Origin of the sequence: Pseudomonas sp. GZD-222, assembly GCF_049310525.1 — a bacterium.
Taxonomy (GTDB): domain Bacteria; phylum Pseudomonadota; class Gammaproteobacteria; order Pseudomonadales; family Pseudomonadaceae; genus Aquipseudomonas.
In genome coordinates, this window is the sequence record NZ_JBMOWO010000045.1 from 1 (window position 1) to 18,552 (window position 18,552).

Here is an 18,552-nt window from a genome sequence, read left to right on the forward strand (position 1 = left end):
AGGGCTACCGCGTTGAATCGCTGGCCCGGGTCAAGTCGCTCAAAGACGGCGTGGTTACTTTCATCGAGTAACATTTGATCGCGGTGCGGCGACCCGACTTGCCCCGCGATAGCGCTCTCAAGCCGACGCTGTAGCCTGCAACCCCGCCAGCAACAGCCGCTGATACAGCTCCTCCTTGAACCCCTGCGGCTGCGCCAGCCCCATGCGCGCCAGCTGTTGTGGATAAGCCTCGGGCGCCGGTGCGTCGAGCGCTGCCTTGCCCAGCTCCAACACCTCACTCAACTTGAACTTGCTCTTGAGCCAGTTCAACGCCCGCAACAGATCGCGCTCCTCGTCGGTGAAATCACTGCCAAGCGGATACTCGGGGAACAACGGTGCATGGCCGTCGCGCAAGCGCTGCAGGCGTTGCGCTGTGTTGTCGGTAAAGCGTGGCTCCAGCTTGAATCCGGGCGGCAACTTGCCGGCTTTCTGCGCTTGCTCGATCAGCGCAGGCTGGAAGCGCGAATCGCTGATCGCCAACAAGCGCCGGATGGTCTCCGCATCGGTCTGTCCGCGCAGGTCAGCGATGCCGTATTCGGTGACGACGACATCACGCAGGTGCCGGGGAATGGTGCAATGGCCGTAACTCCAGACCAGGTTGGAACTGACCTCACCACCCGCTTCGCGCCAGCTGCGCAGCAGCAGAATCGAACGCGCGCCCTCCAGGGCATGACCCTGGGCGACGAAGTTATATTGGCCGCCGACACCACTGAGCACGCGTCCATTCTCAAGCTGGTCCGCTACCCCGGCGCCCATCAGGGTCATGGTGAACACCGTGTTGATGAACCGTGCATCGAGACGCTGCGAGCGCTTGAGCGACTCCTGGCCGTACAGCTCGTTGATGTAACTGATAGCGCGCATCTCAATGCGCTTGCGGGCTTCCAGCGGCATGTCGCGCAAGCGCTGATAGAACGCCTGAGGGCCAAGGAAGAAGCCACCATGCACCAGCACACCGCCTTCAACCGGGCGCCGGATGATGCCCGCATCCAGCAGCGCCAACAGGCCGTTGACGAACATCTCACTGCAGCCATACAGCCCTTGAGCAAAAGGTTCGATGCCACCTTCGCGGGCGATCAGTTGCTGCCATGGCTGAAGATTCATGTCTGCGAGTAACGCCTGGTAGGCTTCACTTTCGGCTTGTCGGGCCAGGAGCGCAGCAGTCAGTGCATCGCCCATGGCACCAATGCCGATCTGCAAGGTGCCGCCGTCACGCACCAAGGTGCTGGCGTGCAAGCCGATGAAGTGATCCTGGGTGGTGACCGGCATGTTCGGCGTCGAGAACAGCCGCCTGTGCTCGACCGCATCGATCAGTAAATCGAAATCCTCTCGAGGCAACTCAGAGGCGCCTGGCATATACGGCAGCTCGGCGTGCACCTGGCCGAGCAGGAGGATGGTCTCCCCGGCAGCCCGGCGACGCTGGATCATCGGCAACAGGTCGAGGGTGATGTCCGGGTTGCAACTCAGGCTCAAGTGATCCGGGTGTTGCCGATCCTCGGCCACGATCTGGGCCACCAGGTTCAGGCCCTTGGCATTGATATCCCGCGCGGCGTGGCTGTAGTTGCTGCTGACATAGTCTTGCTGGGCCGTGGCACTGTGCAACAGGCTGCCGGGCTGCATGAAGAACTGCTCGACGCGGATGTTGGCCGGCAGCCGGTCCTTGCGCAGGTCGCTCAGGTACTCGAGTTCTTCATAGTCGGCGAACACGCGCTCGATGAAGGGTTCGAGGAAGCGCCGTTGCAGGCCGTCGCCCAGATCGGGCCGCCCGAGACTGAGTGCGGTATAGATCGTCAGACGCCGCTCGGGCAACTGGCGGATGCGCGCATACAACGCGTTGACGAAGGCATTGGGCTTGCCCAAGCCCAGTGGCAGGCCCATGTGAATGTGCGCCGGCAAACGCGCCAGCACTTGGTCTACGGCCTTTTCGATCGAGCAGCTGTGCGCCATCTGCGCCTCCCGGTCATCCTTGCAGGTTGGACCGAGCATGGCCTGACTTTACTCCCCAGTCCACACCTGGATGGGTGGGTGGGAGCGGGCTTGCCCCGCGAGGCGAGTTAACTGAAAGATTGCTATCGCGGGGCAAGCCGCTCCTACAGAAACGACAAAGCCCGCACATGGCGGGCTTTGTTGGCGAAGCGCAGGCTTACAGGCCGGACATCTTCTTGATGGCGCCCATCAGGTCGTCATCCGAGCAGTCGGCGCAGGTGCCTTTCGGCGGCATGGCGTTCAGGCCCGTGATTGCCTTGGCCAGGATGCCGTCCAGACCACCCTGGTGGTCAGCACGCTCTTTCCAGGCAGCCGTGTCGCCGATCTTCGGCGCGCCGAGCAGCCCAGTGCTGTGGCAAGCGTTGCAGTGCTTGGCGATGATTTCGTCCGGGGTCTTGGCACCACCGCCGCCAGCGGAGGCAGCGACTTCCATACCCTTGCATTCCTGACCTTGTACACACACCTGGCCGACCGGTTCCAGTCGCTTGGCGATATCGTCGTTGGTCGCAGCTGTTGCGCTGACTGCCCAAAGGGCCAATACGGCAGCTGGTACGGCCAGCATTTTCTTGATTAGATTCACACGTACACCCTCATGGTGGCTAGTCACGCCCGCGGCCACGGTTTCGCAGGCGGCGCAAGTATAACGGGAACCCTGCCATACCGAAACAACCCTAGTGTCCAAAGGGTCTTAGCCGCGACAATCCGCCGCGTGCCGTACGCCTTAGAAGTTAGCCGGGGTCGCCGCACTGATCAGCCGGGCTGGCTCATCGTACGGATTACGGAAACGGTGCGGCTTGGTACTTTCAAAATAGTAGCTGTCGCCCGCTTCGAGGATAAAAGTTTCCAACCCGACCACCAGCTCCAGGCGCCCCTCGAGAAGAATGCCGGTCTCTTCACCCTCATGGGTGAGCATCTCTTCGCCGGTATCGGCACCGGGTGGATAGACTTCGTTGAGAAACGCGATCGCCCGGCTCGGATGCGCCTTGCCGACCAGCTTCATGGTCACCGCACCGTCGGAAATATCGATCAGCTCGTGGGCTTTGTAGACGATCTGCGTTGGGTTTTCCGGCTGCAGTTCTTCAGAGAAGAACTCGACCATGGACATGGGAATACCGCCCAGCACTTTACGCAACGAGCTGATTGAAGGGCTGACGCTGTTCTTCTCGATCATCGAGATCGTGCTGTTGGTGACGCCCGCACGTTTGGCGAGTTCACGCTGGGACAGGCCCTTGAGCTTGCGAATGGCTTGCAGTCGTTCACCGACGTCCAATGCTGTAGCACTCCTAAACGAACGAGTGGGGTCGAAATTGAACGATATCATCGCAACAGCGTTCAGTATTTACAACACTTCGACCCGCAGCCCGTCCGCTTTGGCGTGTCAATCGCCGATATAGTCCAGGGGCACGCGCTTGAGGTTGCAGAGTATCTGGTACGGAATCATTCCCGCCTGCTGGGCCAGATCGCTGACCAGCACATTCTTGCCCCACAGCTCCACCGGACTGCCGATGCCGGCTTCCGGTACGTCGGTCAGATCAATGCAGAGCATGTCCATGGACACGCGGCCGATCAACTGACTGCGTTTACCCGCGACCATGACCGGCGTGCCGGTCGGTGCCTGGCGTGGATAGCCGTCGGCATAGCCCATGGCAACCACGCCGACCCGGGTCGGACGCGGGCTGATGAACTTGGCCCCGTAACCCACCGGTTCGCCAGCGGGCAGCTCGCGGACGCTGATAACCCGCGATTGCAGGGTCATCACCGGTTGCAGGCGGGCCGCCTCGGCCTGTGGTACTTCGAACGGGGTGGCGCCGTAGAGCATGATGCCCGGACGCACCCAGTCACTGGGAATGTTCGGCCAACCCAGGACAGCAGGCGAGTTGCGCAGGCTGACTTCAGCACTCAAGCCCTGGCGAGCGGCCTGAAACACCGCGACCTGATCGCTGCTGGCAGCGCTGTCGAGTTCATCGGCGCGAGCGAAGTGGCTCATCAATACGATGCGGGTGACCTTGCCACTGGCCAACAGGCGCTGATAAGCCGCCTGGTAATCCTTGGGGTGCAGGCCTACCCGATGCATGCCGCTGTCGAGCTTGAGCCAGACGGTGATCGGCGTGCTCAGGCGCGCCTGCTCGATCGCTTCCAGCTGCCACAGCGAGTGCACCACACACCACAGGTCATGCTGGGCGATCAGTTCCAGCTCGCTGGCTTCGAAGAAACCTTCAAGCAGCAACACCGGTGACTTGATCCCGGCCGCGCGCAGCTCCAGCGCCTCTTCGATGCAAGCTACGGCAAAACCATCGGCTTGCTGCTCCAGCGCCAGGGCACAGCGCACGGCACCGTGACCATAGGCATCGGCCTTGATCACAGCCAGGGCTTTGGCACCGGTCAGTTCGCGGGCAAGTTGATAGTTGTGACGCAGGGCTTGAAGATCGATCAGGGCACGGGCAGGACGCATGACGGCAGCCTTCTGGGCAGTCTGGTTAGAGTAAAAAGCCCGGTGCTCAACTGCAGCTTGTGGGCCGCCAGCGGCACCGGGTGAGGAATTGCGCTTACGGCAGTGCAGCCACTACCGAGAGTTCTACGAGGATTTCCGGCTCGCACAGCTTGGCTTCAACGGTGGCGCGAGCAGGCGCGACACCCTTTGGCAGCCAGCTGTCCCAGACACTGTTCATGCCCTGGAAGTGCGCATCGATATCCTTCAGATAGATGGTCACCGAGAGCAAACGGCTCTTGTCGGTGCCCGCCAGATCCAGCAGACGTTCGATGTTGGCCAGAGTTTCACGGGTCTGCTGCTCAATCCCGGCGTTCATGTCGTCGCCCACCTGGCCCGCCAGATAGACGGTGCCATTGTGGGTAACGATCTGACTCATGCGCTCATTGGTGAGCTGGCGCTGGACTGACATGTTTTGCAGACTCCTGGTGTTTTCCGTAGCGAGAAATATCGAGACCTTCGGCGCTGATCTGCGGCTTTTTGCGCGCGATCAGATCGGCCAGCAAGCGGCCGGAACCGCAAGCCATGGTCCAACCCAGTGTACCGTGACCGGTATTGAGGAACAGGTTGCGGAACGGCGTTGCACCTACGATCGGCGTACCGTCCGGAGTGGTCGGACGCAGGCCGGTCCAGAAACTGGCCTGGCTCAGGTCGCCGCCACGAGGATAAAGATCGTTGACGATCATCTCCAGGGTTTCGCGGCGACGCGGGTTCAGCGACAGGTCAAAACCGGCAATCTCAGCCATGCCGCCAACGCGGATCCGGTTGTCGAAACGGGTGATCGCGACCTTGTAGGTCTCGTCGAGAATGGTCGAGGTCGGGGCCATGGCCGGATCGGTGATCGGCACGGTCAGCGAGTAACCCTTGAGCGGATAGACCGGGGCCTTGATGCCCAGCGGCTTGAGCAATTGCGGCGAGTAGCTGCCCAGCGCCAGCACGTAGCGGTCGGCGGTTTCCAGCTTGCCGTCGATCCACACGCCATTGATGCGGTCGCCGGCGTAGTCCAGGCGCTGAATGTCCTGACCGAAGCGGAACTCGACACCAAGCTTGATGGCCATTTCCGCCAGGCGGGTGGTGAACAGCTGGCAGTCGCCGGTCTGGTCATTCGGCAGACGCAGGGCGCCGGCGAGGATGTCGGTGACATTGGCCAGGGCCGGCTCGACGCGGGCAATGCCTTCACGGTCGAGCAGTTCATAAGGCACGCCGGACTGCTCAAGCACGGCGATGTCCTTGGCGGCGTTGTCCAGTTGCGCCTGGGTACGGAACAACTGGGTGGTGCCCAGGCTGCGACCTTCGTAGGCGATACCGGTTTCGGCGCGCAGCTCGTCGAGGCAGTCGCGGCTGTACTCGGACAGACGGACCATGCGCTCTTTGTTCACGGCATAGCGGTTGGCGGTGCAGTTGCGCAGCATTTGCGCCATCCACAGGTACTGGTCGATGTCAGCAGTGGCTTTGATTGCCAGGGGTGCATGGCGCTCGAGCAGCCACTTGATGGCCTTGAGCGGCACGCCCGGCGCAGCCCAGGGCGAGGCGTAGCCTGGCGAGACCTGGCCGGCGTTGGCAAAGCTGGTTTCCATGGCGACCGCCGGTTGACGGTCGACCACGACGACTTCAAAACCCTGCCGTGCCAGATAGTAGGCACTGACGGTTCCGATTACACCGCTACCAAGTACCAGAACTCGCATGTTGATTACCCTCGACGCAGCGTACCGCTGACATTTGTTGTTAATGGCATAGATGCGCGCAGTATAGGAAGGTATGACCAGTGCTTTTCACTGTATAAAAGCCTATATTTGGCGAGAATTCTCGGCAAGGTTGGCTTTTACGGAGGGGCATCCACTATGAGAACCCAGCACCAAAGCAAACGTGAACTGGATAAGATCGACCGCAACATCCTGCGGATCCTGCAGGCAGATGGACGAATCTCGTTCACTGAACTGGGCGAAAAGGTCGGCCTGTCGACCACACCCTGCACCGAACGGGTCCGGCGCCTGGAGCGCGAAGGGATCATCATGGGCTACAACGCCCGGCTCAACCCGCAGCACCTCAAGGGCAGCCTGCTGGTGTTCGTCGAGATAAGCCTGGACTACAAGTCGGGGGATACCTTCGAAGAGTTCCGCCGCGCGGTGCTGAAACTGCCTCACGTACTGGAATGCCACCTGGTCTCGGGCGACTTCGATTACCTGGTCAAGGCGCGGATTTCGGAGATGGCTTCTTACCGCAAGCTGCTCGGCGACATCCTGCTGAAGCTGCCACATGTGCGCGAGTCGAAGAGTTACATTGTCATGGAAGAGGTCAAAGAGAGCCTCAACCTGCCGATTCCGGACTGAGGTTCAGACCAGCACCTGACGGGTGCTGGCGATGTACTGGTGCACCAGCTTCTCGGCCTGGGGATCGATCATTTCAGCCGGGCCGCGGCCGTTGGGGCATGGTAAGCGTGGGGTGGTACCGAACAGCCGGCAGATCAGCGGCCGCTCTTCGTACACCGTGCAGCCATCCGGCCCCAGATGCACACAGTTCAGTTCGGCCAGGGCGGCTTCCTGCTCGGCTGCACTTTTACGCGGCAGGCGGGCCATTTCTTCCGTGGACGTAGTTACCGGCCCACAACAATCATGGCAACCGGGGACACAGGCGAACGACGGGATCTGATCGCGCAGGAAACGGATCTTGTGGCTGTTGCAACTCATGGCGACCTGCGGCGAACAAAGGGTGTGGCGCTATTTTGCCCCATGGTTGCCCGGTGCCGAAAGTGCAGCTTATCCTGCGTCAATTTTTCCAAACACTTAAAACCAGGACTCATCCATGAGCGCCCCTGTTCAATCACCCGCTTCTCACGTCGCTTCCTACTACGCTGCCAGCAGCTTGCCGCAGCCGGAATATCCGCCGCTGCTGGGCGAACTGAGCTGCGACGTCTGTGTGGTCGGCGGAGGTTTTTCCGGGCTGAACACCGCGATCGAGCTGGCCGAGCGCGGCCTCAATGTGATCCTTCTTGAGGCCCGCAAGATCGGCTGGGGCGCCAGCGGGCGCAACGGCGGCCAGTTGATTCGCGGCGTCGGCCACGGCCTTGATCAGTTCACGTCAGTACTGGGCAACGACGGCGTGCGCGAGCTGAAACTGATGGGCCTGGAGGCGGTGGATATCGTCCGCCAGCGCATTGAACGTCACGCGATCAGCTGCGACCTGACCTGGGGTTACTGCGATCTGGCGAACAAAGCCAAAGACCTGCAGGGCTTTGCCGAAGATGCCGAAGAGCTGCGCAGCCTCGGCTATCGCCACGAACTGCGCCTGGTGCAACCTGATCAGATGCGCACGGTAGTGGGCTCGGACCGCTACGTTGGCGGCCTGATCGATATGGGCTCAGGTCATCTGCACCCGCTGAACCTGGCCTTGGGCGAAGCTGCGGTAGCCAACAAGCTGGGAGTACGCCTGTTCGAACAATCGGCGGTCACCCGCATCGACTATGGCGCGCAGGTACGGGTACATACTGCACAGGGTTCGGTGCAGGCCAGCACCCTGGTACTGGGTTGCAATGCCTACCTCAATGACCTGAATGCCGACCTGGGTGGCAAGGTGCTGCCCGCCGGCAGCTATATCATCGCCACCGAGCCCTTGAGCGAAGCGCAGGCGCGAGAACTGCTGCCGCAGAACATGGCGGTCTGCGACCAGCGCGTGGCCCTGGATTACTACCGCCTTTCCGCTGACCGCCGCTTGCTGTTCGGCGGCGCCTGCCACTATTCCGGGCGTGACCCGCAGGATATCGCCGCGTACATGCGGCCGAAGATGCTCAAGGTGTTCCCGCAACTGGCCGATGTACGCATCGATTACCAGTGGGGCGGCATGATCGGCATCGGCGCCAATCGCCTGCCGCAGATTGGTCGCTTGCCGGACCAACCGAACGTGTACTTTGCCCAGGCCTATTCCGGCCACGGGCTCAACGCCACCCATCTGGCCGGCAAGCTGCTGGGTGAGGCCATCAGCGGCCAGCACAGCGGGCGCTTCGACCTGTTCGCCAAAGTGCCGCACATGACCTTCCCTGGTGGCAAGCACCTGCGCTCACCGCTGCTCGCCCTGGGTATGCTCTGGCATCGGCTCAAAGAGCTGGTCTGACTAGCCACGCCAAAAGGGCTTGAGCCCTTCCTCGCGCGCCTGCTCCGCAGTCAGGCCAACATCCAGCAGTTGCTCGGGTGTCAGCTCCAGCAAGGCGCGACGGCTGTACCAACGGTGCACCATCAACCCCCAGGGCCCGAGACCGGCCGGGACATTGAACAGCTGCCGACGCTGTTCACGGCTCAGTTCCTCAGCGTGCAATTTCAGGCGCACATCGCTCATACCGCTCATTGCTTGAACCCTCCAGGGCTGGATAACCGTAGGAAGAGCTTGCGCGCTTGAGCAAAAGCATTACAGATTCAAAACTCAGTTATTATTTCCATACAGAATTGGCAGCATTCGCACTGAATGCTGTATTTTTTCGTCATCTGTATTGGTAGCCAGCCAGCGCCTGCTGCAGGAGTATGCCGTGACCCTCTATGTCAACCTTGCCGAGCTGCTCAGCGCCCGCATCGAGCAAGGCCTGTATCGCCCTGGCGATCGCTTGCCGTCTGTACGTGCATTGAGCGTGGAGCATGGTGTCAGCCTGAGCACAGTGCAGCAGGCCTATCGCCTGCTGGAAGACCATGGCCTGGCGGCGCCGCGGCCCAAGTCCGGTTACTTCGTCCCCACCGACCGTAGCCTGCCAGCGTTGCCCGCCGTCAGCCGACCAGCGCAACGACCGGTGGAAATTTCCCAATGGGAACAGGTCATCGAGCTGATCCGCAGCGTACCGAACAAGGATGTGGTGCAACTCGGCCGCGGCATGCCCGATGTCGACAGCCCGACCCTCAAGCCCCTGCTGCGCAGCCTGGCCCAACTCAGCCGTCGCCAGGACATGCCCGGGCTCTACTACGACAACATCTCCGGCACCCTGGCCCTGCGCGAACAGATCGCCCGCCTGATGCTCGACTCCGGCTGCACCCTCGGCCCGGCCGATCTGGTGGTCACCACCGGTTGCCATGAGGCGCTGTCGACCAGTATCCGCGCGGTGTGCCAACCCGGCGATATCGTCGCAGTGGACTCGCCGAGCTTTCACGGCGCCATGCAAACCCTCAAGGGCCTGGGCATGAAAGCCCTGGAGATTCCCACCGATCCGCTCACCGGCATCAGCCTAGAAGCCCTGGAACTGGCCCTGGAGCAGTGGCCGATCAAGCTCATCCAGATCACCCCGAGCTGCAACAACCCGCTGGGCTACATCATGCCCGAGGCCCGCAAGAAGGCCTTGCTGACCCTGGCCCAGCGTTTCGACGTGGCGATCCTCGAAGACGACGTGTATGGCGATCTGGCCTACACCTACCCACGCCCGCGCACCATCAAGTCGTTCGACGAAGACGGCCGGGTGCTGCTCTGCAGTTCATTCTCCAAGACCCTGGCCCCAGGGCTGCGCATCGGCTGGGTCGCCCCCGGCCGCTACCTGGAGCGGGTGCTGCACATGAAATACATCAGCACCGGCTGCACCGCGACCCAACCGCAATTGGCCATCGCCGACTTCATCGAAGCCGGCCACTACCAGCCGCACGTACGGCGCATGCGTAGCCAGTACCAGCGCGCACGCGACCAGATGAGCGACTGGGTCACGCGTTACTTTCCGCCAGGCACCCGCGCCAGCCGGCCTCAGGGCGGCTTCATGCTGTGGATAGAATTGCCGGAAAGTTTCGACACCCTGCGTCTGAACCGGGCTTTACTTGGGCAAGGCGTACAGATTGCCGTGGGCAGTATTTTTTCCGCCTCGGGCAAGTACCGTAACTGCCTGCGAATGAATTTCGCCGCCCGCCCTACCGCCGAGATCGAAGCGGCAGTTCGCAAGGTTGGCGAGACCGCCATTCGTCTACTGGCCGAAGCCGAAAGCGACGGGTAACTTTCCGCCGCCGTTCGCGGTCGATATCCATAAACCCCTGTCATGAAGGACTGATTGCCTTGAGAAGCCCGCGTGCGCTGCCCCTGCTGCTGTCGCTGACGCTTGGTCTGGGTGGATGCGCCAGTGTCAGTCAGCCTCGGGAAGTCACTCAGGCGCTGCCGGCCAGCGATTCGGCATTCGGTCGCTCGGTGCAGCGCCAGGCCTGCGCCTATGAAGGGCGCTCCGGTTTCCGCCTGCTGCCCAACAGCAATGAAGCGTTTCGCGCACGGGCCGAGCTTATCCGTAACGCCCAGTCGAGCATCGACCTGCAGTACTACATCGTCCATGACGGCCTTAGTACCCGCGCCCTGGTGCATGAGCTGCTGCAAGCTGCCGACCGCGGCGTACGTGTACGCATCCTGCTCGATGACACTACCAGCGATGGCATCGACGACAAGATGGCCACCCTCGCCGCTCACCCGAACATCCATATCCGCGTGTTCAATCCGCTGCACCTGGGCCGCAGCACCGGCGTAACCCGCGCCGTAGGCCGCCTGTTCAACCTCAACCTGCAACACCGGCGCATGCACAACAAGCTATGGCTGGTGGACAGCAGCATGGCCATCGTCGGTGGCCGCAACCTGGGTGATGAATACTTCGACGCCGAGCCCAACCTCAACTTCACCGACATCGACCTGCTGGGCGTTGGCCCGGTCGCCGAGCAACTGGGCCACAGCTTCGATCAATACTGGAACAGTGCACTGAGCCGGCCGATCGGCGACTTCCTCATGACCCAACCGGATGCCGACGATCTGCGCGCCAGCCGTCAGCGCCTGGAAGCTTCATTGGCCGAGGCGCGGGTTGAGCGCAAGGCGCTCTACGACCGCCTGATGTCCTACCAGACCAACCCGCGTCTGGGTATCTGGCGCAATGAACTGATCTGGGCCCACAACCAGGCGCTATGGGATGCGCCGAACAAGGTCCTGGCCCGCGATGAACCTGACCCACAATTGCTGATGACGCACCAACTGGCCCCGGACATGAACAACGTCCAGCACGAGCTGATTCTGATCTCGGCCTATTTCGTCCCGGGCGAACCCGGCCTGCTGTACCTGACCAGCCGCGCCGATGCCGGTGTCTCGGTCAAACTGCTGACCAACTCACTAGAAGCCACCGACGTACCCGCAGTGCATGGTGGTTATGCGCCCTATCGACGGGCGCTGCTGGAGCATGGCGTGCATCTATATGAGTTGCGGCGCCAGCCGGGCGACCCCAGCTCCAAGCGTGCCCTGCACATCTACGGCAGCTCCGACTCCAGCCTGCACAGCAAAGCGATCATCTTCGATCGGCGCAAGACCTTCATCGGCTCGTTCAACTTCGACCCACGCTCGGTGCTGTGGAACACCGAGGTCGGCGTTCTGGTCGATAGCCCCGAGCTTGCCGAGTACACCCGCGACCTGGCGGTCCAGGGCATGGCCCCGGCGCTGAGCTACCAGCCGCAACTGGTCAATGGTGAGCTGGTCTGGGTGACCGAAGACAATCACCACCTGCACACCCTGACCACCGAACCCGGTGGCCTTTGGCGCCGCTTCAATGCCTGGATCAGCAAGGCCGTCGGCCTGGAACGGATGCTCTAGACCGGCGCGGGCTCGAAGGCATTAGGTCGGCGCGCAAGCAATACCAGTCCGGCAGCACCGGCTGCCATCAACAGCGGCAAGGCATGGCCACTTACCCACTGGCTGCCGGCGCCTGCAACCAGCGGCCCGATCAGGCAGCCGATACCCCAGAGCTGCGCCACATGGGCGTTGGCCCGCACCAGCGCATCATCGCGGTAACGTTCACCGATCAATACCAGCGACAAGGTGAACAAACCACCGGCACTGGCGCCGAACAACACCCACAGCGGCCAGATCGCCCAGGTTTGCAGCATCAGCGGAATCGCCAGGCTCGACAGCAACAGGGTCAGCGCACAACCGCTGAACAGCGTACGCCGCGACATGCGGTCAGCCAGAGCACCGATCGGCAGTTGCAACAGCGCATCGCCCACCACCACCGTGCTGACCATGAACAGGGCCACTTCGGTACTAAACCCCTGCTGCAGGCAATACACCGGCAACAAGGTCAGGATCATCGCCTCGAACGCGGCGAACAACGCAATCGCCCAGGCAATGACCGGCAAACGCCGACAGAAACCGATCAGATCAAGCAGCGTCACGCTGCACGCTTCTGCGCTCGGTGCGCCGTCACGCCCCAACAGCACCAGCGGCGCCAACAGCAGCAAGCCGGCACCGATCCAGAAGCCGAGGTCATCTTCCGAGCCCAACACCCCCAGCAGCAACGGCCCGGCCAACTGACTCAAGGCATAACTGCTGCCGTACAGGGCCACCAGCCGCCCACGCCATTGCTCGACCACCAACTGGTTGATCCAGCTTTCGCCAAGGATGAAGACAATGGTCAGGATCATGCCGATCAGCAGGCGCAGCACCAGCCACAACGGGTAGCTGGGCAACAGCGCCAGCAGACCGATAGATAATGCGCCCGCCCACAGACACAGACGCATCAGCCCCGGCGTGCCAAAGCGAGCGGCAAGCCGGCTGGACAAACTGGCCCCGAGTAATACGCCGATGGCCGGCATCGCCGCCATAACGCCAATGGCAAAGCTGCCGTAGCCCCAGCTTTCCAGGCGCAAGGATACCAGCGGCATGCTCACACCCAGCGCCAGGCCGACACTGAGCACCGCCGTCAGCACGGCGAAATAGGTTCCCCAACGCATTGCAGCCTCCCAGGCTGTCGTGGTTCAGCAGAAACAACACAGCCGGACCTGCTTCGAGCAAGGTCCGGCTGTGAACGGGATCGCGCGGTTGCGGTTACAGCTTGATCCAGGTCGCCTTCAGCTCGGTGTACTTGTCCAGCGCGTGCAACGACTTGTCACGGCCGTTACCCGATTGCTTGAAGCCACCGAACGGGGCAGTCATGTCGCCACCGTCATACTGGTTGACCCAGACGCTACCGGCACGCAGCGCCTTGGCGGTCAGGTGGGCCTTGGAGATATCCGCAGTCCACACACCGGCGGCCAGGCCGTACGGAGTGTCGTTGGCGATGTTGATCGCTTCTTCAACGCTGTCGAAGGTAATCACCGACAGCACTGGGCCGAAGATTTCTTCCTGGGCAATACGCATGGCATTGCTGACACCGTCGAAAATGGTCGGCTCGACATAGGTGCCACCGGTTTCTTCGAGGATACGCTTGCCACCGACCAGCAGCTTGGCGCCGTCACTGTGACCTGCCTCGATGTACGACAGCACGGTGTTCATCTGTTGAGTATCGACCAGCGCGCCGACAGTGGTCGCCGGATCCAGCGGGTTGCCAGGTTTCCAGGCCTTGAGGGCTTCGAGTACCAACGGCAGGAACTTGTCCTTGATCGAACGCTCGACCAGCAGACGCGAACCTGCGGTGCAGACTTCGCCCTGGTTGAAGGCGATGGCACTGGCGGCAGCTTCGGCGGCGGCATTGAGGTCCGGGGCGTCGGCGAAGACGATGTTCGGGCTCTTGCCACCGGCTTCCAGCCAGACACGTTTCATGTTCGATTCGCCGGCGTAGATCATCAGTTGCTTGGCGATCTTGGTCGAGCCGGTGAACACCAGGGTGTCGACATCCATGTGCAGGGCCAGGGCCTTGCCGACGGTGTGACCATAGCCTGGCAGCACGTTGAGCACGCCTGCCGGGATACCGGCTTCAATCGCCAGCTGGGCAATACGGATGGCGGTCAGTGGCGATTTTTCCGAAGGCTTGAGCACCACCGAGTTACCGGTGGCCAGGGCCGGGCCGAGTTTCCAGCAGGCCATCAGCAGCGGGAAGTTCCACGGCACGATAGCGGCAACCACACCCACTGGTTCACGCGTAACCAGACCCAACTGGTCGTGAGGAGTCGCGGCAACTTCGTCGTAGATCTTGTCGATTGCTTCACCGTTCCAGCTCAGGGCCTGGGCGGCACCCGGTACGTCGATGGTCAGCGAATCGTTGATCGGCTTGCCCATGTCCAGGGTTTCCAGCAGCGCCAGCTCTTCGACATGCGCGTTGAGCAAGGCAGCGAAACGGATCATGGTGGCCTTGCGCTTGGCCGGGGCCAGACGCGACCAGGCGCCGGAAGCGAAGGTTGCGCGGGCGTTTTCCACGGCGCGCTGGGCATCGGCCAGATCACAGCTGGCGACTTGCGCCAGCAGACGGCCGTCGACCGGGCTGAGGCATTCGAACGTCGCGCCGGAAACGGCGGCGGTGTATTCACCATTGATGAAAGCGCGGCCTTCGATCTTCAGTTGTTGGGCACGCTGTTCCCAATCCGCACGAGTCAGGGTGGTCATACGAAACTCCTCCTCTTGTTAAGGTGCAGTGCCGCACGAGGGGGGCACGGGCACTGTCAAAAATTCTGGCTGGGCGAGCTACGCACACAGGCACCTGCCACCCTAAACCACTGGCGACCCAATTATCAATATATTTGACATAATTGCACCAAACGCCTACTGATGTTCATTTTATTAAACAAACAAGAGACCTAGCCATGCGCATTGACCAGATCATCGACTTCGCCCAAGTCCTCACCGAGGCTGAGCGCTACCGCCCAGCGGCCGAGAAAGTGCTCAAAGGCGATCCTGAACAGGCGGTTTACAACCACTATTCCAGCCCTTGTGGTCAGTTTGCTGCGGGTGTCTGGGAAGGCGCGGTAGGTCAGTGGACCGTCAATTACACTGAACACGAGTACTGCGAGATCGTTCAGGGCGTTTCGGTACTGCGCGATGCAGACGGCGGCGCGAAAACCTTGCGCGCCGGTGATCGCTTTGTGATCCCGGCAGGCTTCAAGGGCACCTGGGAAGTGCTGGAGCCATGCCGCAAGATCTACGTGATGTTCGAACAGAAAGCTTAAACCGGTGGGAGCGGGCTTGCCCCGCGATTGCGGCCTGTCAGCCACATCGCATCGCGGGGCAAGTCCGCTCCTACAGTCATAAAAAAAGGGCCCGTATCGTGAGATACGGGCCCTTTTTTCGTCAGCCGGATCAATTACTTGATCTTGGCTTCCTTGTAGATCACGTGCTTGCGAACAACCGGATCGAATTTTTTGATTTCGATTTTGTCCGGAGTGGTGCGCTTGTTCTTGTCGGTGGTGTAGAAGTGGCCGGTATTAGCGGTCGACACCAGACGGATCAATTCACGCATGATTCTCTCCCTTAGACCTTAGCGCCGTTACGGCGAATGTCGACCAGAACGGCATCAATGCCGCGCTTGTCGATGATGCGCATGCCTTTGGCAGATACGCGCAGACGCACGAAACGCTTCTCGGACTCGACCCAGAAGCGATGATGCTGCAGGTTCGGCAGGAAACGACGACGGGTTTTGTTGTTTGCGTGGGAAATGTTATTCCCGGTTACCGGACCCTTACCGGTAACTTGACAGACTCTCGACATGCCTCAGCCCTCTAAAACCACATGCCCAACCCGGCATGGGTTGGCCGCTTAATCTCTCAGTCTTTGGCGCTAGGCGCCGTGTTTCTTCAGGGTCTTATCGACTCAATCAGCAGATGCGACAAGCCGAGCCCCTAGAAAAGAGCGCTGCTTTATACCAGAAAGACCAGAGCACAACAACAGAAGATGTACTTTGCCTTGCTGGGCGACACGCCGGAGCAGCATAACGACTGGCCTGGCAAGGTGTCGACCACTCGTCGCACGATTGGTAAAAAAGGCTATGGCCATTTAGGACGTGGCGCACTAGGGTAGGACTTTTCCAGACTGCACTGGCAGATGGGCCATCGATCAGCCAAGGAATCCCCATGCGCGTTGCCACTTTACCCCTGTTGTTCGCCATCCTGCTCGGCCCGGCACTCGCCCAGGCGGCCGCGCTGAGTGTGTGCACCGAAGCCAGCCCCGAAGGCTTCGATGTGGTTCAGTACAACTCGCTGACCACCACCAACGCCTCCGCCGACGTGTTGATGAATCGCCTGGTCGAATTCGACGCCGCAAAAGGCCAGGTGGTGCCAAGCCTGGCGGACAGCTGGACGGTTTCGCCCGATGGCCTGATCTACGAACTCAAGTTGCACCCCGAGGTGAAGTTCCACAGTACTGCTTACTTCAAGCCCAGCCGCAGCCTGGACGCCGACGATGTCCTGTTCAGCTTCCAGCGCATGCTCTACCCCGCTCACTCGTGGCACAAGATCGCCCAGAGCGGCTATCCACATGCCCAATCGCTGCAGCTGCCGAGCCTGATCAAGCAGATTGAGGCTGTTGACCCGCTGACCGTACGCTTCACCCTGGACCACCCGGATGCCACCTTCCTGGCCACCCTGAGCATGGGTTTCGCCTCGATCTATTCAGCCGAATATGCCGATCAACTGCTCAAGGCTGGCACCCCGGAAAAGCTCAACAGCCAGCCGATCGGTACCGGCCCGTTTGTATTCAACCGCTTCCAGAAAGACGCAGTGATCCGTTACCGGGCCAACCCGGACTACTTTGCCGGCAAGCCTGCTGTTGATCCGCTGATCTTCGCCATTACCCCGGACGCCAACGTGCGCCTGCAAAAGCTCAAGCGCAATGAGTGCCAGATCGCCCTGTCGCCCAAGCCACTGGATATCGCCGCCGCCAGCGCGGATCCGGCACTGAAGGTGGAAAAGACTGAAGCCTTCATGACCGCCTTCGTCGCCATCAACAGCCAGCACCCGCCCCTGGACAAGCCGGAAGTGCGCCAGGCGATCAATCTGGCGTTCGATAAGGCCAGCTACCTCAAAGCGGTGTTCGAAGACACCGCGGTTGCCGCCAACGGCCCCTTCCCGCCCAATACCTGGAGCTATGCCAAAGACTTGCCGGGTTACCCGACCGACATCGATAAAGCCAAGGCGCTGTTGGGCAAGGCCGGCCTCAAAGACGGCTTCAGCACCACCATCTGGACCCGCCCGCAAGGCAGCCTGCTCAACCCTAACCCGAGCCTTGGTGCGCAGTTGCTGCAGGCCGACCTGGCCAAGGTCGGCATCAAGGCCGAGATCCGCGTGATTGAATGGGGCGAGCTGATCCGCCGCGCCAAAGCCGGCGAACATGACCTGCTGTTCATGGGCTGGGCCGGTGACAACGGCGACCCCGATAACTTTCTCAGCCCGCAGTTCGCCTGCGCGGCGGTGAAGTCCGGAACCAACTTCGCCCGCTACTGCGACCAGCGTCTTGATCAGCTGATCAGTGCCGGCAGGACCACCACCGACCAGAGCGTGCGCAGCCGCCTGTACCAACAGGCCCAGGGTTTGATCCAGCAGCAGGCGCTATGGCTGCCGCTGGCACACCCGACTGCCGCGGCCCTGGTTCGCCAGAACGTGGAGGGCTATCAAGTCAGCCCGTTCGGTCGCCAGGACTTCGCCAAGGTCAGTCCGACGCGCTGAACCAGCCGTGCTCGACCATCGACAGAGGCTCGCCCTCGCCGACGATGAAGTGGTCGAGCACACGAATGTCGACCAGATCCAGTGCCTTCTTGAGCCGATGTGTGAGCTGCACATCGGCTTGGCTAGGCTCCGCGATACCTGAGGGATGGTTGTGGCAGAGGATCAACGCAGCGGCATTGTGGGCCAGTCCGCGCTTGAGCACTTGCCTGGGATACACACTGGTGCTGTCGATAGTGCCGCGAAACAACACTTCAAAACCGAGTAGGCGGTGCTTGCTGTCGAGAAACAGGCAGGCGAACACTTCATGAAGCTCATGCCGTAGCTGAGCCTTGAGGTAATCCCTGACGGCCTGCGGGCTCTGCAGAGCGGAACCGCGACGCAGCCGATCCGCCAGATGACGTCGCGACATTTCCATGACTGCTTGCAACTGGGCGAACTTCGCGGGCCCGAGGCCAAACTCCTGGTTAAAGCGCTTTACGTCCGCTTCCAACAAGCCGCGCAAACCGCCGAACTGTCCGAGCAAATGGCGGGCAAGATCGACAGCGCTATAACCTCGTACCCCAGTGCGCAGGAAAATCGCCAGCAACTCAGCATCCGAAAGACTCAATGCGCCCTGCTCCAACAGTTTTTCCCGCGGCCGCTCCGCGACTGGCCAATCCCTGATGCTCATACCCACCTCCCTGTCTATCGGTTACTGCTCCTGTG

The 18,552-nt window shown here is 61.3% G+C and carries 19 protein-coding genes and 1 pseudogene; 7 read left to right on the forward strand and 13 right to left on the reverse strand.

What is annotated here, in order from left to right:
• Positions 1 to 71 (forward strand): annotated as a pseudogene (locus ACO6VD_RS08070) (xanthine phosphoribosyltransferase); the annotation flags it as partial.
• Between the two features lie 46 nt (positions 72 to 117).
• Here the strand turns inward: ACO6VD_RS08070 and ACO6VD_RS08075 are convergent.
• The 6 genes from ACO6VD_RS08075 to dadA form a co-directional block, all read right to left on the reverse strand.
• Positions 118 to 1,983: an acetyl-CoA hydrolase/transferase C-terminal domain-containing protein gene (locus tag ACO6VD_RS08075; protein WP_422418235.1), complete on the reverse strand. Its 1,866-nt coding sequence runs from the start codon at positions 1,981 to 1,983 to the stop codon at positions 118 to 120.
• Positions 1,984 to 2,179: 196 nt separating this feature from the next.
• Entirely contained in the window at positions 2,180 to 2,584 is a 405-nt protein-coding gene (locus ACO6VD_RS08080) for a c-type cytochrome (RefSeq protein ID WP_422418237.1), read from the reverse strand.
• Between the two features lie 159 nt (positions 2,585 to 2,743).
• Positions 2,744 to 3,292 (reverse strand): cupin domain-containing protein, encoded by a 549-nt coding sequence (locus ACO6VD_RS08085; protein WP_400171606.1) that lies wholly within the window; start codon positions 3,290 to 3,292, stop codon positions 2,744 to 2,746.
• Between the two features lie 108 nt (positions 3,293 to 3,400).
• A complete protein-coding gene (gene alr / locus ACO6VD_RS08090; protein ID WP_422418201.1) occupies positions 3,401 to 4,474 on the reverse strand; it encodes an alanine racemase in 1,074 nt (357 codons plus the stop codon).
• A gap of 94 nt (positions 4,475 to 4,568) precedes the next feature.
• A complete protein-coding gene (locus tag ACO6VD_RS08095) occupies positions 4,569 to 4,922 on the reverse strand; it encodes a RidA family protein (RefSeq protein ID WP_133213831.1) in 354 nt (117 codons plus the stop codon).
• Entirely contained in the window at positions 4,894 to 6,195 is a 1,302-nt protein-coding gene (dadA, locus tag ACO6VD_RS08100) for a D-amino acid dehydrogenase (RefSeq protein ID WP_422418202.1), read from the reverse strand. Before dadA ends, ACO6VD_RS08095 begins: the two co-directional genes overlap by 29 nt.
• A 156-nt stretch (positions 6,196 to 6,351) precedes the next feature.
• Between dadA and dadR the strand changes: the two genes are divergently transcribed.
• Complete coding sequence (gene dadR, locus ACO6VD_RS08105) at positions 6,352 to 6,840, forward strand: transcriptional regulator DadR (protein WP_008366790.1); 489 nt, start codon at positions 6,352 to 6,354, stop codon at positions 6,838 to 6,840.
• Between the two features lie 3 nt (positions 6,841 to 6,843).
• Here the strand turns inward: dadR and ACO6VD_RS08110 are convergent, their stop codons facing one another.
• Positions 6,844 to 7,197 (reverse strand): YkgJ family cysteine cluster protein, encoded by a 354-nt coding sequence (locus ACO6VD_RS08110; protein WP_400171603.1) that lies wholly within the window; start codon positions 7,195 to 7,197, stop codon positions 6,844 to 6,846.
• A gap of 115 nt (positions 7,198 to 7,312) precedes the next feature.
• On the opposite strand from ACO6VD_RS08110, the gene ACO6VD_RS08115 reads away from it, so the two are divergent.
• Positions 7,313 to 8,617, forward strand: a complete 1,305-nt coding sequence (locus tag ACO6VD_RS08115) for an NAD(P)/FAD-dependent oxidoreductase (RefSeq protein WP_422418204.1) — start codon at positions 7,313 to 7,315, stop codon at positions 8,615 to 8,617.
• Here ACO6VD_RS08115 and ACO6VD_RS08120 read toward each other — a convergent pair whose 3' ends face one another.
• Positions 8,618 to 8,848, reverse strand: a complete 231-nt coding sequence (locus tag ACO6VD_RS08120) for a DUF1127 domain-containing protein (protein ID WP_422418205.1) — start codon at positions 8,846 to 8,848, stop codon at positions 8,618 to 8,620. It abuts the gene before it with no gap.
• A gap of 178 nt (positions 8,849 to 9,026) precedes the next feature.
• On the opposite strand from ACO6VD_RS08120, the gene ACO6VD_RS08125 reads away from it, so the two are divergent.
• Positions 9,027 to 10,457, forward strand: coding sequence for a PLP-dependent aminotransferase family protein (locus tag ACO6VD_RS08125; protein WP_422418206.1), 1,431 nt, complete (start codon positions 9,027 to 9,029; stop codon positions 10,455 to 10,457).
• Between the two features lie 59 nt (positions 10,458 to 10,516).
• The gene (locus ACO6VD_RS08130; protein WP_422418207.1) at positions 10,517 to 12,073 is read left to right on the forward strand and encodes a phospholipase D family protein; all 1,557 of its coding nucleotides are present in this window, start codon (positions 10,517 to 10,519) and stop codon (positions 12,071 to 12,073) included.
• On the opposite strand, the gene ACO6VD_RS08135 is transcribed toward ACO6VD_RS08130, so the two are convergent.
• The gene (locus tag ACO6VD_RS08135) at positions 12,070 to 13,209 is read right to left on the reverse strand and encodes an MFS transporter (RefSeq protein ID WP_422418208.1); all 1,140 of its coding nucleotides are present in this window, start codon (positions 13,207 to 13,209) and stop codon (positions 12,070 to 12,072) included. The genes ACO6VD_RS08130 and ACO6VD_RS08135 overlap by 4 nt on opposite strands.
• A gap of 94 nt (positions 13,210 to 13,303) precedes the next feature.
• Positions 13,304 to 14,797, reverse strand: coding sequence for an aldehyde dehydrogenase (locus tag ACO6VD_RS08140; RefSeq protein ID WP_422418210.1), 1,494 nt, complete (start codon positions 14,795 to 14,797; stop codon positions 13,304 to 13,306).
• Positions 14,798 to 14,994: 197 nt separating this feature from the next.
• On the opposite strand from ACO6VD_RS08140, the gene ACO6VD_RS08145 reads away from it, so the two are divergent.
• Positions 14,995 to 15,357 carry a cupin domain-containing protein gene (locus tag ACO6VD_RS08145; RefSeq protein ID WP_422418212.1) on the forward strand — a complete coding sequence of 121 codons (363 nt, stop codon included), beginning with the start codon at positions 14,995 to 14,997 and terminating at the stop codon, positions 15,355 to 15,357.
• Between the two features lie 134 nt (positions 15,358 to 15,491).
• Here the strand turns inward: ACO6VD_RS08145 and rpmG are convergent, their stop codons facing one another.
• Positions 15,492 to 15,647 carry a 50S ribosomal protein L33 gene (gene rpmG / locus ACO6VD_RS08150; RefSeq protein WP_010225867.1) on the reverse strand — a complete coding sequence of 52 codons (156 nt, stop codon included), beginning with the start codon at positions 15,645 to 15,647 and terminating at the stop codon, positions 15,492 to 15,494.
• An 11-nt stretch (positions 15,648 to 15,658) separates the two neighbouring features.
• On the reverse strand, positions 15,659 to 15,895 hold the full coding sequence (gene rpmB / locus ACO6VD_RS08155) for a 50S ribosomal protein L28 (protein ID WP_010225868.1): 237 nt from the start codon (positions 15,893 to 15,895) through the stop codon (positions 15,659 to 15,661).
• 362 nt (positions 15,896 to 16,257) lie between these two features.
• Here rpmB and ACO6VD_RS08160 point away from each other — a divergent pair, with 362 nt between their 5' ends.
• Positions 16,258 to 17,847 carry an ABC transporter substrate-binding protein gene (locus ACO6VD_RS08160; protein ID WP_422418214.1) on the forward strand — a complete coding sequence of 530 codons (1,590 nt, stop codon included), beginning with the start codon at positions 16,258 to 16,260 and terminating at the stop codon, positions 17,845 to 17,847.
• Here the strand turns inward: ACO6VD_RS08160 and radC are convergent.
• Entirely contained in the window at positions 17,831 to 18,517 is a 687-nt protein-coding gene (radC, locus tag ACO6VD_RS08165) for a RadC family protein (RefSeq protein WP_422418216.1), read from the reverse strand. The genes ACO6VD_RS08160 and radC overlap by 17 nt on opposite strands.
• Between the last annotated feature and the right edge of the window lie 35 nt (positions 18,518 to 18,552).

Coding starts and splice junctions, on each gene's coding strand:
- ACO6VD_RS08075 (WP_422418235.1), bottom strand. CDS start 1,983: ATGGCGCACAGCTGCTCGATCGAAAAGGCCGTAGACCAAGTGCTGGCG.
- ACO6VD_RS08080 (WP_422418237.1), bottom strand. CDS start 2,584: ATGCTGGCCGTACCAGCTGCCGTATTGGCCCTTTGGGCAGTCAGCGCA.
- alr (WP_422418201.1), bottom strand. CDS start 4,474: ATGCGTCCTGCCCGTGCCCTGATCGATCTTCAAGCCCTGCGTCACAAC.
- ACO6VD_RS08095 (WP_133213831.1), bottom strand. CDS start 4,922: ATGTCAGTCCAGCGCCAGCTCACCAATGAGCGCATGAGTCAGATCGTT.
- dadA (WP_422418202.1), bottom strand. CDS start 6,195: ATGCGAGTTCTGGTACTTGGTAGCGGTGTAATCGGAACCGTCAGTGCC.
- dadR (WP_008366790.1), top strand. CDS start 6,352: ATGAGAACCCAGCACCAAAGCAAACGTGAACTGGATAAGATCGACCGC.
- ACO6VD_RS08110 (WP_400171603.1), bottom strand. CDS start 7,197: ATGAGTTGCAACAGCCACAAGATCCGTTTCCTGCGCGATCAGATCCCG.
- ACO6VD_RS08115 (WP_422418204.1), top strand. CDS start 7,313: ATGAGCGCCCCTGTTCAATCACCCGCTTCTCACGTCGCTTCCTACTAC.
- ACO6VD_RS08120 (WP_422418205.1), bottom strand. CDS start 8,848: ATGAGCGGTATGAGCGATGTGCGCCTGAAATTGCACGCTGAGGAACTG.
- ACO6VD_RS08135 (WP_422418208.1), bottom strand. CDS start 13,209: ATGCGTTGGGGAACCTATTTCGCCGTGCTGACGGCGGTGCTCAGTGTC.
- ACO6VD_RS08140 (WP_422418210.1), bottom strand. CDS start 14,797: ATGACCACCCTGACTCGTGCGGATTGGGAACAGCGTGCCCAACAACTG.
- ACO6VD_RS08145 (WP_422418212.1), top strand. CDS start 14,995: ATGCGCATTGACCAGATCATCGACTTCGCCCAAGTCCTCACCGAGGCT.
- rpmG (WP_010225867.1), bottom strand. CDS start 15,647: ATGCGTGAATTGATCCGTCTGGTGTCGACCGCTAATACCGGCCACTTC.
- rpmB (WP_010225868.1), bottom strand. CDS start 15,895: ATGTCGAGAGTCTGTCAAGTTACCGGTAAGGGTCCGGTAACCGGGAAT.
- ACO6VD_RS08160 (WP_422418214.1), top strand. CDS start 16,258: ATGCGCGTTGCCACTTTACCCCTGTTGTTCGCCATCCTGCTCGGCCCG.
- radC (WP_422418216.1), bottom strand. CDS start 18,517: ATGAGCATCAGGGATTGGCCAGTCGCGGAGCGGCCGCGGGAAAAACTG.